16 protein-coding genes and 1 pseudogene are annotated in these 15,598 nt (G+C 71.9%); 10 read left to right on the top strand and 7 right to left on the bottom strand.

Annotation, left to right across the window (positions count from 1 at the left end):
- Positions 1–6: 6 nt before the first annotated feature.
- Positions 7–1,542: a glycosyltransferase family 39 protein gene (locus tag ACFOYX_RS15950; protein ID WP_322441191.1), complete on the bottom strand. Its 1,536-nt coding sequence runs from the start codon at positions 1,540–1,542 to the stop codon at positions 7–9.
- Positions 1,543–1,810: 268 nt separating this feature from the next.
- Here ACFOYX_RS15950 and ACFOYX_RS15945 point away from each other — a divergent pair.
- Positions 1,811–1,885 (top strand): annotated as a pseudogene (locus ACFOYX_RS15945) (sigma factor-like helix-turn-helix DNA-binding protein); the annotation flags it as partial.
- A gap of 97 nt (positions 1,886–1,982) precedes the next feature.
- Here ACFOYX_RS15945 and hflX read toward each other — a convergent pair.
- Positions 1,983–3,128, bottom strand: a complete 1,146-nt coding sequence (gene hflX, locus ACFOYX_RS15940; protein ID WP_109801369.1) for a GTPase HflX — start codon at positions 3,126–3,128, stop codon at positions 1,983–1,985.
- 362 nt (positions 3,129–3,490) lie between these two features.
- Between hflX and ACFOYX_RS15935 the strand changes: the two genes are divergently transcribed.
- From ACFOYX_RS15935 to ACFOYX_RS15905, 7 genes are all read left to right on the top strand, one after another.
- The gene (locus ACFOYX_RS15935; RefSeq protein ID WP_322441190.1) at positions 3,491–4,417 is read left to right on the top strand and encodes a hypothetical protein; all 927 of its coding nucleotides are present in this window, start codon (positions 3,491–3,493) and stop codon (positions 4,415–4,417) included.
- 75 nt (positions 4,418–4,492) lie between these two features.
- Complete coding sequence (locus tag ACFOYX_RS15930) at positions 4,493–5,767, top strand: histidine kinase (RefSeq protein WP_322441189.1); 1,275 nt, start codon at positions 4,493–4,495, stop codon at positions 5,765–5,767.
- On the top strand, positions 5,764–6,390 hold the full coding sequence (locus tag ACFOYX_RS15925) for a response regulator transcription factor (protein WP_322441188.1): 627 nt from the start codon (positions 5,764–5,766) through the stop codon (positions 6,388–6,390). Before ACFOYX_RS15930 ends, ACFOYX_RS15925 begins: the two co-directional genes overlap by 4 nt.
- A gap of 126 nt (positions 6,391–6,516) precedes the next feature.
- A complete protein-coding gene (locus ACFOYX_RS15920) occupies positions 6,517–7,575 on the top strand; it encodes a zinc-dependent alcohol dehydrogenase family protein (RefSeq protein WP_322441187.1) in 1,059 nt (352 codons plus the stop codon).
- Positions 7,576–7,940: 365 nt separating this feature from the next.
- Entirely contained in the window at positions 7,941–8,405 is a 465-nt protein-coding gene (locus ACFOYX_RS15915; RefSeq protein WP_377534076.1) for a hypothetical protein, read from the top strand.
- Positions 8,402–8,836: a hypothetical protein gene (locus tag ACFOYX_RS15910; RefSeq protein ID WP_322441186.1), complete on the top strand. Its 435-nt coding sequence runs from the start codon at positions 8,402–8,404 to the stop codon at positions 8,834–8,836. The genes ACFOYX_RS15915 and ACFOYX_RS15910 overlap by 4 nt, the downstream gene beginning before the upstream one ends.
- Before the next feature lie 87 nt (positions 8,837–8,923).
- Positions 8,924–9,475 carry a dihydrofolate reductase family protein gene (locus tag ACFOYX_RS15905; RefSeq protein WP_322441185.1) on the top strand — a complete coding sequence of 184 codons (552 nt, stop codon included), beginning with the start codon at positions 8,924–8,926 and terminating at the stop codon, positions 9,473–9,475.
- Positions 9,476–9,577: 102 nt separating this feature from the next.
- Here the strand turns inward: ACFOYX_RS15905 and ACFOYX_RS15900 are convergent, their stop codons facing one another.
- Both ACFOYX_RS15900 and ACFOYX_RS15895 read right to left on the bottom strand, forming a co-directional pair.
- Complete coding sequence (locus ACFOYX_RS15900) at positions 9,578–10,519, bottom strand: sensor histidine kinase (RefSeq protein ID WP_322441184.1); 942 nt, start codon at positions 10,517–10,519, stop codon at positions 9,578–9,580.
- A complete protein-coding gene (locus ACFOYX_RS15895) occupies positions 10,516–11,790 on the bottom strand; it encodes a GAF domain-containing SpoIIE family protein phosphatase (protein WP_322441183.1) in 1,275 nt (424 codons plus the stop codon). Before ACFOYX_RS15895 ends, ACFOYX_RS15900 begins: the two co-directional genes overlap by 4 nt.
- A 273-nt stretch (positions 11,791–12,063) precedes the next feature.
- Between ACFOYX_RS15895 and ACFOYX_RS15890 the strand changes: the two genes are divergently transcribed.
- Positions 12,064–12,258, top strand: a complete 195-nt coding sequence (locus ACFOYX_RS15890; RefSeq protein WP_322441182.1) for a hypothetical protein — start codon at positions 12,064–12,066, stop codon at positions 12,256–12,258.
- A gap of 273 nt (positions 12,259–12,531) precedes the next feature.
- A complete protein-coding gene (locus ACFOYX_RS15885) occupies positions 12,532–13,575 on the top strand; it encodes an acyl-CoA desaturase (protein WP_322441181.1) in 1,044 nt (347 codons plus the stop codon).
- A gap of 106 nt (positions 13,576–13,681) precedes the next feature.
- Here ACFOYX_RS15885 and ACFOYX_RS15880 read toward each other — a convergent pair whose 3' ends face one another.
- The 3 genes from ACFOYX_RS15880 to ACFOYX_RS15870 are packed head-to-tail and all read right to left on the bottom strand — an operon-like array spanning position 13,682 to position 15,431.
- The gene (locus ACFOYX_RS15880) at positions 13,682–14,353 is read right to left on the bottom strand and encodes a DUF3618 domain-containing protein (RefSeq protein WP_109801358.1); all 672 of its coding nucleotides are present in this window, start codon (positions 14,351–14,353) and stop codon (positions 13,682–13,684) included.
- A 20-nt stretch (positions 14,354–14,373) separates the two neighbouring features.
- Positions 14,374–14,787, bottom strand: coding sequence for a phage holin family protein (locus ACFOYX_RS15875; RefSeq protein ID WP_109801357.1), 414 nt, complete (start codon positions 14,785–14,787; stop codon positions 14,374–14,376).
- Entirely contained in the window at positions 14,784–15,431 is a 648-nt protein-coding gene (locus ACFOYX_RS15870) for a hypothetical protein (RefSeq protein WP_322441180.1), read from the bottom strand. The genes ACFOYX_RS15875 and ACFOYX_RS15870 overlap by 4 nt, the downstream gene beginning before the upstream one ends.
- Positions 15,432–15,598: the final 167 nt, after the last annotated feature.

The raw sequence follows: 15,598 nt of genomic DNA, 5'->3' as shown, positions 1-15,598 counted from the left end.
GACCGGTCAGAGGTCGGTCCGCTCGTCCACCAGCAGGGCCAGCGTGAGCCCCGTGGGTCGCCAGACCTGCGCCACCTGATACGTCTTTCGGAGCAGCTGCTCCTTCGCGCCGCCGATGCCGTGCACCGGGTCCGGCTGCTCGCCGAGGCGGACCACCCACAGTCGCCGCGCGCCGTGCAGGCACCTGGCGACGTCGGCGCATTCGGACACCGGAAGCCGACCGTCGACGCGGTGTGGAGCCGTGGCGAGCAGGTCCTTCGGCCGGCGGTCGGCGGGGAGGTAGTGCGCCACCACGTTCCGGCCGACCCCGCCACCTCCCGAATCCGACGAGCCGTAGACGACGCCGTCACCGGGTTGCAGCCGAGGTTGGATGATCTCCGCGAGCTGACGGGTCGCCTGCTGATGTCCATCGGGTTCCCGCACGGCCAACTGGGCCGGCGCGACGATCAGGGCGACCGCCGCCAGCACACCCACGGACCATCGGGTGCCCGCCCGGGCGAGCGCGACCGCGCCGAGCGTCGCCCACGCCGGGAGCGTGAAGAGCAGGTACTGCGGCCGCCAGAACGGCGTCGCCTGCGCGATGAGCAGCAACACGAGCGGTGGCACCACCGCCCAGGCGGTGTAGATGGCAGCGGAGTGCCGCAGCGGGAGGCTGAACAACGCGAGCGCGAGCAGCACGGCCCCCAGTGCGGTGACGCCGAACAGTTCCCGGGGGGTCGCGGCCAGCGCGGTCAGGCTCGGGTGCGAGGCCGGGCCGATCTGCGCGCCGTGCCGCGTGGCGAACCAGAGCAGGGCGGCCACGGGCAGCGCGCCCACGGACGCGGCGGCCAGCCATCGGACAGCGACCGTGCGCCGGAAGGCGAACACGGCCCAGCCGTGGCCGACGAGCAGCAGCAGCGCGACGACGTTGCACAGGCCCAGGACCACCACCGCGCCCGCGTAGCCGGCGAAGCGCCAGTGCCTCGGCCGGTCGATGGCCGCCACGAGGAGGGACGTGGCGAGCACCGCGGCGAGCAGGGTCAATGCGTACGGCTGGGCCTCCTGCGCGTACCGCGCCGACGTCGGCAGCAGCGCGAAGACCACCCCGGCGAGGACACCGGTCCCCGGCGCGAACAGTCGGGCCGCCAGCGCCCCGACGAGCGCCGCGGCCGCGGTCATGGCCAGGATGGAGGGTACGCGCAGGGCGAGATCGGAGGTGCCGAAGCCCGCCGCCCACGCGCGCATCAGCAGGTGGTACGGCCCGACGGCGACATCGTCCGAGCCGAGCATCGACCAGTTGTCCCGCCAGGACGACGCGGCCCGGCCCCAGGTGGCGAGCTCTTCCGTCCGCAGTCCGGGTGCGCCGGCCCGGACGACGCCGAGCAGGCCCATCAGCAGTGCCGGCACCAGCCAGGCGGCGACCCGCCACCGCTGGGGGTCCGTCGGCGGACCGACCGGGTCGGCGCCCTCGTCTTCTCCCCAGGGGTCCTCGACACTGACCGCCGCCGGCCCGAGCCGGGGCAGGACCATGGTTTCCGCGTCCTTCATCGGGATCTCACGCATCTCCGTGGGTTCCGGCGGTCGCGGCCCGCGGCCGCCCCGCGGTGAACGCCGGTCCGGCGTCCTCGTGGTGTGCGGATCGGGCAGCACGAACCCGCCAGGAGCCCCTGGGTCGAGTACTGGATGTCGCTTTGGAGCATATTGAGCGAAACTCACCAGAGTGCCTAGATGCCACAAAAGCCGCTAAAGGGGCGCATGCCGGCGGCAAGCGCCCAACAGTGACCTGATCTTGTTAAAGCGTGTCCGGTTCGACACCGGGTACGCCTACGGCGTCGGCCTGTCCTACGCCGAGGCGGCGGAGGTGTGCGGCTGCCCGGTCGGCACCATCCGCTCCCGGGTGGCCCGGGGGCCCGGGCGGTGCTCACCTACCTGCGCGCCGGTCCGTCCCGTGGCGGATTGGTGCAGCCGGGGCGGCAGGCCTGACGTCAGCTCTCCCGTCGGCGTCACGCCAGCCGGGCAGCCAGGACGGCCCGCAGCTCGTCGATGCCGGCGCCGGTCAGGGCGGAGACCGCCACCGCCTCGGGGTACACCCGCCGCAGGGCGTCGACCCACTCCGGCGGCGCAATGTCGATCTTGTTGAGTACCAGCAACTCGGGAACCTGTCCGGCGCCGATCTCCTGCAGCACCCCGTGCACCGTGGTGATCTGTTCGAGCGCGTCCGGCGCCGAGGCGTCGACCACGTGCATGGTCAGGTCGCTGCGGCTGACCTCCTCCAGCGTCGAGCGGAACGCGTCGACGAGCTGGTGCGGCAGGTGCCGGACGAAGCCGACCGTGTCGATGACGGTGTAGGTCAGCTCGCCGGTGCTGATCCGGCGCACGGTCGGGTCGAGCGTGGCGAACAGCACGTCCCGGACCTGAGCGTCCGCGCCGGTGAGCCGATTCAGCAGGGCGGACTTGCCGGCGTTGGTGTAGCCGGTGATCGACACCGACGGCACCCGGTTGCGGGCCCTTCGGCTCCGGGTCCGCTCCCGCCGCCGAGCCAGCTCCGAGGCGTTGCGCCGCAGCCGGGTGGCCCGCTGGCGCAGCGTCCGGCGCTGGGTCTCCAGTCGCATCTCACCGGGACCGCGGACACCTATCCCGGCACCGCCGGCGACCCGGCCACCACCGACCCGGGACATCGTCCGGCCGCCGTCCCGCAGCCGCGGCAACTGGTACGCGATCTGCGCCAACTCCACCTGCACCCGGCCCTCACTGGTGCGGGCGTGCTCGGCGAAGATGTCCAGAATCAGCGCAGTGCGGTCGACCACGCGCACGCCGACCCGTTCCTCCAGGTTGCGCACCTGGCCGGGGCTCAGCTCCCCGTCCGCGATCACCAGGTCGGCCTGGGTCCGCTCGGTGACGGCGGCCAGTTCCTCCACCTTTCCCGAGCCGACGTAGGTGGCGGGGTCGGGTCTGGGCCGGTTCTGCACCACCGCGTCGACGACGGTCAGACCGTCGGTGTCGGCGAGCCGCCGCAGCTCGGCCAGGGACACCTCGCTACCCGGACCGCTGTCGCCCGCCCCGTCCTCCTGGTTGACCGCGACCAGCACGGCGTTCGGCCGTTCGCCCGGCAGGTCGGCACCGGCGCCGAGCAACCATGATCCCGCCATCGTCCACCTCACCTGGTATCGGGTGAACTCGGTCTACCCTGGGCGCCGCCCACCATGCCGCCGGCCGCAACCGGCACCGCGGCGAACACTCGTCCGCGGCAGAGGTGTACGGACGGCTCCCGTGGGTAGGGACCGGAGCCGTGCCACGCGGCGGTCATCCGATGATGATCCTGGGTCCCCGGGCGCTATTGGCATCAGGTGGGAGCGGGCGCGCCAGGTCCGGCGGACGCGGACCACGACCTCCTCCACCGGCTCGGGCTGCCGCCTCCTCCCCAGGGAGGAGGCAACGCTCCGACCGCCGGCCGCAACCGGGGCCCGCGGTCGGACGCGGTCGGGGAGGCGGCTCACGAGCATCTACAGGTATGACTAGCGCACTGCACCGGGCGGCACACTGGCACCGCCCCCTGATGGTCTTCGTCTCCGCGATGGCGCTGCTCGCCGTCGTCTCCGCGGTCGGCATCGTGGCCGACCCGCGCGTCCTCACCGGCGTGCCCATCTGGCTCAAGCCGTTCAAGTTCGCCGTGTCGTTCGTGCTGTACGGCGCCACCCTCGCCTGGATGCTCTCCCTTCTGCCGCGACGCAGCCGGATCGCGGAGTGGGCGGGCACGGTCATCGTCGCGATGTCGGTGATCGAGATGGTGGTGATCGTCGGGCAGGTGCTGCGCGGCACGACCAGCCACTACAACGAGACGACCCCGCTGAACGCCGCCCTGTGGCAGGCGATGGGCGCGTCGATCATGGTGCTGTTCGCCGCGCACTTCGTCATCGGGATCGTGGTCCTGCGTCAGCCGATCGCGGACCGGGTCGGCGGGTACGCGGTCGGGCTGGGGATCGGCTTGTCGCTGCTGGGCATGCTGGCGGCAATACCGATGGTGGCCGGCCGGGACACGGGGATCGAGGGGGTCGCCGGGGCGCACAGCGTGGGCGTACCGGACGGGGGGCCCGGGCTGCCGCTGGTCGGTTGGAGCACCACCGGTGGGGACCTGCGGATCGGGCACTTCGTGGGGCTGCACGCCCTGCAGGCGCTGCCGATCCTGGCGATCCTGCTGAGCCGGTTCGTCGGAACGCGGCTGGACGAGCACACCCGCGTACGGCTGCTGGTCGTGGCGGGCGGGGCCTACGGCGTACTCACGATGCTGTTGACCTGGCAGGCACTGCGCGGGCAGCCGCTGCTGCGCCCGGACGCGCTCACCCTGGCCGCCGTGGCGGCCCTGGTGGTCGCGACCACGACCGCCGCCGGCCTGGTCGTGGCTCGCCGACGCCGCCCGGAACTGGCGCTGGCCGCATGACCGCGGCGCGGTTCGCCGGCCGGCCGGCTGGCGCCGCCGTTCCGGCCCGCGAGCCGCAGCGCCTAGGCTGATCCGGTGGGGTGGGTGGGACGGCTGTTCGACGCGCGCGACACGTCCGTGCGGATGCTGCTGCTCGACCTCAGCGGCGTGGGCTATCTGGTCTTCGGCACCCAGGCCGGACGCTCCCCGACGGTCACCCAGTGGGTGCTCGCGGTGGTCGCGTTCACCGTCGCGCTGGTGTTCCACCGCCGGCCGCTGGTCAACCTGGTGGGGCAGGCCGCGCTGCTGGCCGTCGCGATCCAGATCGTCGACGACACGACGATCAACCAGGTGGGCGCCAGCTGGGCGTTGCTCGAGCTGGCCATGTGGGCGCACCGGCCGCGGATCATCTGGCTGGCCGCCGGGCTGCTGGCCACGGTCGACCTGACCGACTCGATCGGCGACCCGTTCCGACGGTTCCTCTCCGGCGTGTTCGGGCTGACCTTGGAGGTCGGCGTACCGCTGCTGCTCGGCCTGGTCATCCGGACCACCCGGGAACTCGGCCGGCAGGCCGAGGAGCGGGCGGCGGCGGAACAGCGCCGGCGCGAGTCGGAGAGCCGCGCCGCGCGCGCCGACGAACGCAGCGCCATCGCCCGCGAGCTGCACGACGTGGTCGCGCATCACGTGGCGTCGATGGTGCTGCGGGTCGGCGTGGCCCGGCACGTGCTCACCGAACTGGATCCGCGGGTGGGCGAGGTGTTCGACGACGTGCACGGCACGGGGACGGCGGCCCTGGCGGATCTACGCCGGCTGGTCGCGGTCCTGCGCAACCCCGACGGGGTACGCGGTGACGCGGCGCTGACCGCGATCGAGCCGTCGGCGCTTCCGGCGGCGCTCGGCGCGGCGGTCGACCGGGCCCGCCAGGCCGGTGTCACAGTGGAGGCCGACATCGACCCGGCGGTCGGTTCGCTCGATGCGGTCCGTGGCCTGGCGGTGTTGCGACTGACCCAGGAGGCGCTGACCAACGTGGCGAAGCATGCCGGGACGTCCGCGCTGGCGCGCCTGTCGGTTGCCGTGGCCGACGGCGCCGTCCACTGGGAGGTCTCCGACAACGGGCGCGGCCGGGTGCCGGCGGCGGTGCCGCCCGGTGGCGGCCACGGCATCACCGGCATGCGCGAGCGCGTCGAGGTCCTCGGCGGCCGGCTGGAGGCAGGCCCGACCGGCGCGGGTTGGCGGGTCCGTACCGTCCTCCCGGCCGCGGTCCCCGGGCCCGGCCCCGCGCCGGCCGCCTCGCCCGTACCGCCGGCCGGCATGCCGGCCCCCCGCGACCGAGAGACCTCGGCCGGACCACACACGCCGGAGCCGGCATGATCCGCGTCCTGCTGGTCGACGACCAGCACCTCATCCGCGCGGGCCTGCGCATGCTCTGCGACGCCCAGCCCGACATCGAGGTCGTCGGCGAGGCCGACAACGGCCGCGAGGCGATCTCCCTCGCCGCGCGGCTGGTTCCTGACGTCGTCGTCATGGACCTGCGCATGCCGGGCGTCGACGGGATCACCGCGACCAGCCGGATCCTCGCCGACCGCCCCGCGACCCGCGTCCTGGTGCTGACCACATTCGGCGACGACGACCACCTCTACCCGGCGCTGACCGCCGGCGCCTGCGGGTTCCTGCTCAAGGACGCACCCCCCGCCGACCTGCTGGACGGCGTCCGCCGGGCCGCCGCGGGCGACAGCCCGTTCAGCCAGGAGGTGCTGCAGCGCCTGGTCCAGCGCGCGGTGCACGCCCGCGCCGAGGCGCCGCGGCCGACCGAGGGCCTGACCGCCCGGGAGCAGGACGTGCTGAACCTGGTCGCCGAGGGCCTGTCCAACACGGAGATCGCCGACCGGCTGCATATCGGCGTCACCACGGTCAAGACCCACATCACCAGCCTGATGACCAAGACCAACAGCCCCAACCGGGTACGCCTGGCCCTGTTCGCCCGCGGTGCCTGAGGCTCGCCCGCGCCTTCGGTTCCAGCCGTTTCAGCCGAGCCGGCCCGGGCCGGACCGGCGCTTGACGGCAATTGCCGCAGGTCGGGCGGGGGGTGGGGCCCGCCCGCCGGACCGCACCATGTCAGGATGCGGCGCATGCGTGCGGTGATCTTCGACGAGTTCGGTGCCCGACCCGAGGTCCGTGACGTCCCGGACCCGGTGCCGCCGGCCGGGGGCGCCGTCATCCGGGTCGAGGCGACCGGGTTGTGCCGCAGCGACTGGCACGGCTGGCAGGGACACGATCCCGACATTCGCCCGCCACACGTCCCCGGCCACGAGTTCGCCGGTGTCGTCGCGGCGGTCGGGGCCGGCGTACGCGGCTGGCGGCCCGGCGACCGGGTCACCGCGCCCTTCGTCTGCGCCTGTGGGCAGTGCCCCGCCTGCTTCGCGGGCGATCAGCAGGTCTGCGAGCGGCAGACGCAGCCCGGCTTCACCCACTGGGGCTCGTTCGCCGACTACGTGGCGGTGCAGCACGCCGAGGTCAACCTGGTCCGGCTCCCCGACGAGCTGGACCATCCGGCCGCGGCGGCGCTCGGCTGCCGCTTCGCCACGGCGTTCCGGGCCGTGGTCAGCCAGGGGCGGGTCGCCGCGGGCGAGTGGGTGGCGGTGCACGGCTGCGGCGGCGTGGGGCTGTCCGCGGTGATGATCGCGGCGGCGTGCGGCGCCCAGGTGGTGGCGGTCGACGTCGCCCCCGGCGCGCTCGAGCTCGCGAGGAGCTGCGGGGCCGCCGTCTGCCTGGACGGCAGTGCCCTCACCGCCCCCGGCGCCGTGGCCGCGGCCGTCCGGGAGGCGACCGGCGGTGGCGCCCACCTGTCGCTCGACGCGTTGGGCAGTCACGGCACCTGCACCGCCTCGATCGAGAGCCTGCGGCGGCGCGGACGGCATGTGCAGGTCGGACTCCTTCCCGCCGCCCAGGGCCGCCCGGCCCTGCCGATGGAGCTCGTGATCGCGTTCGAGCTGGAGCTGCGGGGCAGTCACGGCATGGCCGCGCACGCCTATCCGGAGCTGCTCCGGCTGGTCACCGCGGGCGTACTGCGCCCCGCCGAACTGGTCACCCGGACCATCGGCCTCCACGAGGTGCCCGACGCGTTGGCGGCCATGGACGGGCCCGCTCCCGGCGGAATGTGCCTGATCCACCCGCGATGAGCTGGCGCGTCCCAGCGAGTCACGGCAGCTGCTCGGGTCAGTAGTGCAGCGGGACGTATCCGATTCGTTGTGGAATGTCAGTTCTCGATCCACCGGCTTGTCCAGCCCGTCGGGAGAACCCACCGGCATCGGTTGCCCGCCGGACCGCGTCGGCCCCCACCAGGCGCCGGCACAAGGGCGCTGAGCTGGGAAAATGTCGGATCTCATCAGTTGGTGACGGGGCGGGCCGGTGGTATGACTGAAGGTGTCGGCCACCAACGACGCGAGTCGTCACACCCATCCCCCGCAGTAGGTCCCTCAGTGTGGGCAGTGTGGTCGCGGGCTCCGCAGCCGACGGCACCTTCTCCGGGGTACCGCAGCACAACATGCAGGAGCTGGGGTGTCCGAGCATGCGGATTCTGCGTAACCGGCGACCGTTTGAAAACGCGGTCCTGGCCACCGCACCCGTGTGCGGTGCCCTGTTGATCACGCTCGACGTACGACCGCCCTCTGTGGAGATGGCCATGCCGGCCCCGATCCGGATCGGCTGGGAACTCGGGCTCATCGCGGTCGGCCTCGCCGGACTGGTCGGGCTTTCCTGGCCGGGAAGGATCTCCACCGGCCTCGGCATCGAGCTCGCGTCGATGCTCATGCTCGGCACCATCGCCGGCATGTATGCCGTCGCAATGGCGGTGATGTCCGGCCGCCTGGCGGTCGCGGCGGCGTCGTTCATCATCGCGGTGGCGGTCGGTGCATGGTGGCGGGCGGTGGAGATCCTGCTCGACCTCCGCCGGCTCGTCCGCGGCATCGAGAAGGCACGCATCGAGAGCCGGATCGGCGGCTCCCGATGACTCCGTCGCTCGCCGCCACCAGCGCCCCGCAGTGGGTCCAGGTCCTGCTGTCCGTGCTCGGGCTGCTGGGCGGCACCAGTGGCGTCGCCGCCATCGCCACCGTGGTGGCACAACGCGGCAAGTTCAAGGCCGAGGCGGCGGACATGCTCACCGACGCGGCGCTGACCCTGGTGCAACCGATGCGGCTGCGGGTGTCGGAGCTGGAGGCGGAGGCGCAGGCCGCCCGCGAGCAGCTGCGGATCTCCCGGGAGCAGACCCAACGGGCGACCGCCACGCTCACCGAACTGCACGCCACACTGGACCGCTGGTATGCGCTGATCTTCGCACCGGGCGCGACGCTGCAAGGTGTCAGAAGCGCCGTCCGGGAGGATCGCCGCCGGCGCGGCGAGCAGGGGGAGCAGCGGCGAGGCAGTGGCCGCGGGCGACCTTGAGAAGCGCACCTGAAGCGAATCGTAAGTGGGCCCTGGCAACGTTCCGGATGTCACCAAGACCGACCCGGACATCCAGGAGCGAACGCCATGCGCAGGATCATCAACTCGACCTACATCACCCTCGACGGCGTCATCGAGAACCCGGCGTGGACCGCGCCGTTCTTCGACGAGGAGGCGATGGCCTTCGCCGGCGAGCAGACGGACGCGGCCGACGCGCTGCTGATGGGCCGTCGCACGTACGACGGCTTCGCCGCCGCCTGGCCGAAGATGGACGAGAGCGACCCGACCACCGGCGCGGCCTACTTCAACAACGTCAAGAAGTACGTCGCCTCGACCACCCTGACCGACCCGGAGTGGAACAACACCGAGGTACTGCAGGGTGACCTGGTCGAGGAGGTCACCAAGCTGAAGGCCCAGAACGGCAAGGACATCCTGATGTACGGCTACGGCGCGGTCACCCACGCCCTGCTCAGGGCGGGGCTGGTGGACGAGGTCCGGTTCTGGATCCACCCCGTCTTCCAGGGCGGCCCCTCGGTCACCGCACCGCTGAGCCAGGCGCGGACGACGCTCCGCCTGGCCGACAGCAGGGTCATGAAGAGCGGCGTGATCATCGCGTCCTACCAGCCGGTCACCGAGTAGGGAGGAACGGCTGGATCTGGGCCCGGGCCGCGCCCGGGCCCAGCTGCCGTCCGGTACGCGTGCGGCGGCCGGGTGTGGCCGGCCGCACCGGCGGTACGAGCGTCAGCGGTGCATGTGAAGGCGGATCGTGGTGGCGCCGGGCCTGGTGTGGACGCGCACGAGATCGCAGAGCTGGTTGACCAGGACGAGCCCTCGGCTGCCGGGCTGCTGCGGTGGCACCGGAATCCGGCCGGCGAGCGGGTTCGTGATGTGCCCGGTGTCGGTGAGCTGGCAGATCAGCCGCGTGGGGTCGGCCCAGACCGCGAGGGCACCGCCGGCGTTGGTGTGTCTGACCGTGTTCGCCGCCAGTTCGTTGACCGCCAGGGTCAGGTCGGCGACTCGGTCCGGCGGCAGGCCGGCCGCGGCCGCCTCGGCGGTGACGAGCCGGCGGATGGCCGGGAGGGCAGGTAGGTCGATGGTGACGGCGGTCGCGTGGGCGGGCGGGTCCGGCAGCGGCAGGTTGAACCCGGCGGCCACCGCGAACGGGTCGGCGTAGTGCGGGCTGTCCCACACCGCGCTGCCCGTCTGCAGGAGCGGATGGGTGCGGTGGGCGTCGTCGAGCCAGCTCGGGTCCAGGCGACTGGTGTCGTAGGGACAGAGGATGGTGGCCTGCCGGCCGGCGAACGCCGCGTTGATCAGAGCCTCGTGCTGGGCGCAGGCGGGGTATTCGGTAGCGGTGCGGCCGGCCCAGATGGGCTCCCCGATGATGCGTACCCGCTTCCCGGGGTGGGCGGCGGCGAAGGCGAGCAGGACGCCCGGAATGATTCGTCCGGGGTTGCGCCCGGCCACGCTCATGTCGTGCAGCTGGACCCGGTCCGCGTCGCTGCCGAGCGCGGCGCGGATGTGATCGAGGTTGTCCCCGGGTACGGCCACCATGACCGGCTCGTCGGCGGCGAGGCCGGCCTGGATGAACGGCACCGTGCCGGCCAGGTACTCCTCCCGGTCGGCGTAGAAGAGGGCCGGGTGAACGAAGCTGTTCGTCCTGGTGGCGGCGGTGACGCTCATGCACGGCCTCCGAGGTGCGTGACCCCGCCGCCTCGCCGGGCCCCGTCAGGTTCGCGTGACTGCCCTTTGTCGGTTGCGCGGATGGCGAGTAGGGCGATGTCGTCGGTGGCCTGTTCGGGGGCGAGTGTGGTCATGATGTGGGCACAGACCGTTTCGGCGGGACCTGGTTCGACGGCTGAGCAGAGCCGTTCGATGCCCACGTCGATGACTTCCCCCCGGCGTTCGACGAGCCCGTCGGTGTAGCAGATCAGTGCCGCCCCGGGAGGGAACGCGACCTCGGTGCGCCGGCGGGGCGGTTGATGGGCGCCGATACCCAATGGGAGGTCGACGGGAATGTCCAGCGCGACCGCCGGCTGTCCCGGTGTGCCCAGGATGGGTGGCAGGTGCCCGGCGAGGGACATCTGGACGGCGGCCCGGTCCGGGGAGATCATCGCGTACAGGACCGTGGCGAGGTTCCCGGTCTCGAAATGCTGGACCTTGCGGTCGAGCAGCGTGAGCGCGGCGGCCGGGTCGTCGCAGACCAGGGCGTAGGCGCGCAGCGCGCTGCGGAGACGCCCCATCACGACGGCCGAGCGCAGTCCGTGTCCGGACACGTCGCCGATGACGACGCCCAGCCAGCCGGAGGGGAGAGTGAACACGTCGTACCAGTCGCCGCCGACGCCGGCGTCGTGGCCGGGCACGTAGCGGGCGGCCATGTCCACGCCGGGCGCGTCGGGTAGGTGGGTGGGTAGCAGGCTGCGTTGCAGTGCCAGGGCAGCGGTGCGGTCGATGCTGCTGGCCCGGGTGCGGCTGGCGAGGCTCGCCCGGTCGGCGGCGAGTTGCAGCAGTTCCACGTCCTCGCTGGTGAATCGGTGCGGCTCCAGACAGCCGACATGCAAGACGCCGATCACCTCACCACCGGCCAACATGGGCACGCCCAACAGCGAGCGGACCCCTCTGCCGAACAGGATCGGGTCGTCGGCGGCGGTCACGTTGTCCAGTTTGACGGGCTGCTTCTCCCGTGCGACCCGGCCGGCGAAACCCTGGCCGACGGAGATCCGCGAGCCTTGCCGGCCCTCTTCCTTCAGCCCCTTCGCCGCGGTGGCCACCAACTGCTGGGCGTGCACATCCAGCAGCAGGATGGCGGCGGTGTCAACCCGCAGCACCTCCCCGACCCGGTCGAGGAGTTCTTCGAGAAGGTCGTGGACGTCGAGCTGGGAGAGCGTCGCGTCGGTGACCGCCTCGATACGACGCAGCCGCTCGTCGCTCCCGCTCCCCTGCACGCCAATCACGGCAGAAGCGTAGCCCCTACCAGCCCCGGAGCAGTCCCCTAGGAGCCCCCGTCCCGGGCCGAGCCGTCGAGCCCCTCCCACCCGCCTTGGCCCCGCTTCTCCGCGACGGCGCATCGTGGGCGAAATAACCCGACCGTGTCGAATGCGCCGAACAACCCCCACTGCCGCTGCGGTGTCTTCACGATGAGAACAAGCTTGGACTCGAAGTGAGAGGGATGGTGCGGCATGAGGCGTCGACGTAGTAGAAGAGTGCCGTTGATGCAGGCGGCGGCCATGTCCCTGACAGCGGTGGCGGCGGCGGTGGTCGTCGTACGGGCCAGCCGGCGCCGCGCCGTAGGTGACGCGCCGGCCGGTGATCTTCCGGCCCTGGGCGACAGCGCGTTCGCCGATGCGGGCAGGTCGCCGATCGCCGGCGGCACGGCGCTGCGGGACAAGGACACGGCGTCATCGGCAGCCGCAGCGCGGTGAGAACGGGCACCGCCGCCGCGCGAGCCTTCAGGCCCGGCAACGGGCCGGCAGCACAGGTCTCGACGGAACAGCCCGTGCCGCGCAGCAACGGGGGGCTGCACTGCGCCGAGGCACGTCAGGGGCGTTGGCCGCCTTCGCGGCAGAGTCACCGGCAGTTCGGTCGCCCAGACGGGGCCGGCCGCTGCCCGTGCACTCCGCGGCCGGCTGGTCGGAAATCGGCCGGTAGCGGGTGCGCTGTTCACCACCGACAACGCCATGCGACGGAGCGCCACCATGAGCGATGCAAGCCTGGACACCGAACGTCATGGCGGCAGTCAGTACGCGGATTTGTCGCGCATGATCCGCCGGGCGGGCCTGCTCGACCGGCGGCGTGGCTACTACTCGCTGCGCATCGGTGCCCTCGGCGGGTGCTACCTCGGGGCGTGGACGCTGTTCGGGTGGCTCGGTGAGTCGTGGTGGCAGCTGGGCGTCGCGGCGGCGCTCGCGGTGGTCTTCGCGCAGGCCGGGTTCATCGGTCACGACGCCGGGCACCGCCAGATCCTCCGATCCCGTCGTGCCAACGACCTGGTCGGCCTCGCCCACGGCAACCTGCTGATCGGCGTCAGTTACGGCTGGTGGGTGGACAAGCACAACCGGCATCATGCGCACCCGAACACCGAGGGCCGGGATCCGGACATCGTCGTCAGGCCGCTGTCGTTTACCCCCGGACAGGCGCGGAAGCGGCGTGGGCTGGGCGCACTGGTGGTCCGGTACCAGGCGTACCTGTTCTTCCCGCTGCTGCTGTTGGAAGGCCTGCACCTGCATGCCAACAGCATCAGGGCTGTCGTCGACCCGGGCAGGATCAAGCGACGCCCCGCAGAGGCCGCGCTGCTCGCCCTGCACGCCACCGGCTACCTCGGTGCCGTGGTTCTTGTCCTGAGCCCCATGCAGGCCGTCGCGTTCATCCTCGTCAACCAAGGCCTACTCGGCCTTTACCTCGGCAGTGCCTTCGCCCCCAACCACAAGGGCATGCCAATCCTCGCCGGCGACGAGCGACTCGACTACCTCCGACGCCAGGTGCTCACCTCCCGCAACGTACGCGGCGGCTGGTTCATCGACACCCTGCTCGGCGGTCTCAACTATCAGATCGAACATCACCTGTTCCCCAGCATGCCGCGACCCAACCTCCGCCGCGCTCGACCACTGGTCCGCCGGTTCTGCGCCGAACACGGCATCACCTACCACGAAACCACCCTGATTCGTTCCTGGGCCCAAGCGCTGGAGCACCTGCACGAGGTCGGGTCTGGTCAGCCAGCTCACGACGCCGGCTCCACCTGAGCCACGGTCAGCCCGCTGGTCTCGTCGCGACACGCCGCCGACGATGGACGGCGACCCGCCGACAACGCGGGTCGCCGCTGGGTTTACGGAACCCTGGCCAATTTCCTCAGCGGCGTAGATCGTCTCGGCTCTCGCGTGCCTGGCCCTGGACCTGCTGGGCGGCAGCCGTGCCCTGGTGGCGTAGCGCGGATGCGCTCTCGCCTGCTGTCGACTTCACTGATTGCGCGGCTTGTTGTGCTGGCTGCCGGAGGTTGTCCTGTACCTGGTGAGCCATCTGGGTGGCCTGTTGCTTTACCTGACCGGAATGCTGCATCGCCTTCTGTCTCGCCTGCTGGGCGACTTGCTGTTCACGTTGGCTCGGTGGGATTAGTGACGAGGCGAGCAGCCCGACGCCGAAGGCGACCAAGCCGGCGGCGAGTGGGTTGCCCTCGGCCCGCTCCCGTGTCATCTGCGGCACCGCCTGAGCCTGGTGGGTGACGGACGAGGCGGCATGGGATGCCCGGTCAGCGGCACCGGAAACAGCGCCGGATGTCTGGTGGGCGGTGCCGGACAGGCGTTGACGGGCCTCCGAGGCCGGGTGGCCGCCGTCGTGACGAGCCTTCGTGGCGGTGCCCATCACCTTGTCCTTGATCTGGCCGAAGCGGCCGCGAGCACGGTCGACCCGTTCGGTCGCGATCCGTCGCGGGTTGGCCTTGTAGGCCAGCGCGTCCACGTCCGTGCTCAGCTCGACCCTGGCCGTTTCGATCTCCTGGCGAATCTGTTCGGGATCGTTCGACATCACGTCTCCTCTCCTGCGGTTCAGCGGCCGCGAAGGGCGTTCGGAATTTCCCGGGCGGTCTGTTGCGTCCGTGGTAGCGGCCGCAACTGCCGCATCTGCTTGCGCGCTCGCGCGACGAGAACGGCTCCGATCACCGCCCATATCGCGCCGACGATCAGGGCGGCCCAGCCCTGGTCCATGACGTTGGACAGGCCCCACCACAACGCGCACGACAGGAAGAACAGGGTCAGCAGGCCGGCGATCGCCGCCGCACCGAACATCCCCGCGACCATGCCCGCCGTCTTCGCCTCCTGGCGAACCTCCGCCTTCGCCAGTTGCACCTCCTGTCGCACCAGCGTGGAGATGTCCCGGGTGACCTCGCCGAGCAGATCACCGATCGAGGCCTGGGACCGCTCGGCGGTGGCGCTGGCACTGTGCGGCCTCGAGTCGCTCACGGGGCCACCTCCCTGCGCTGTACGTGGGTCGTGCCCACTGCTTCGCTGATGGTCTGCCCAGAATCCGGCGACACCTCGGGCGGCATGCCAGCGCGCTGAGCGCCCTGACCGGTTGGTTGGCCCTCCCCCTGGCCGCCCTCCTCGTGGCCGCCAGCGGCGACGTTGCGGGTCAGCCGACCCACCAGCAGCCCGGCCACGACGGCGCCGGCGAGGAATGTGCCAGGGTGCCGGCGTGCGTAGTCGCGTACCTCGTTGACCAGTTCGCCCGGTTCGCGCGCCTCCAGCCAACCGGCGGCCTGCTCGGCCGTACCCGAGGCGCGGCGTACCACCTCGCTGGCCACCCCGTCCTGCTCGCTCCTGCTGGCCATCGACTGCAGTTCCGCGCCGAGCGAACGAAGGCCGTCAGCCGCGCGCTTCTGCTGTGTTTCCGCCTGCTGCCGGAACTGTTCGGACGCCTCCCCTACCAGGTTTCGCGCCTGCCGGCTGGTCTCGCTCGCGACCTGCTTGCCCTGCCCGGCGGCCTGCCGTGCCATCTGACCGCCAGCCTGTGCCGCCTCATGGCCAACCTTCGTGGCCTGCTCCCGAGCCTGTTGCGGCTTGCCACTCGCATTGGGCGGCGAACCGGAGCCACTCTGGGTCGTCATCCGATCTCCCCTCAAAGAACTTCCGACTAGAACGACGGGCAGCCCGCTTACCCGGCCCCTGCCGGAGGCATGCACCGGGACCGCCGAACCCGGGCACGACATCGTCGATCAGCTGATCCGGCCACCGGTCGGCCGGCGATCGCCCAGACTGGAGACGATCGAAGGCG

This window comes from Micromonospora sp. GCM10011541, assembly GCF_042650725.1.
Classification (GTDB): Bacteria; Actinomycetota; Actinomycetes; order Mycobacteriales; family Micromonosporaceae; genus Micromonospora; species Micromonospora sicca.
This window is presented reverse-complemented; position numbering and strand designations above follow the sequence as displayed.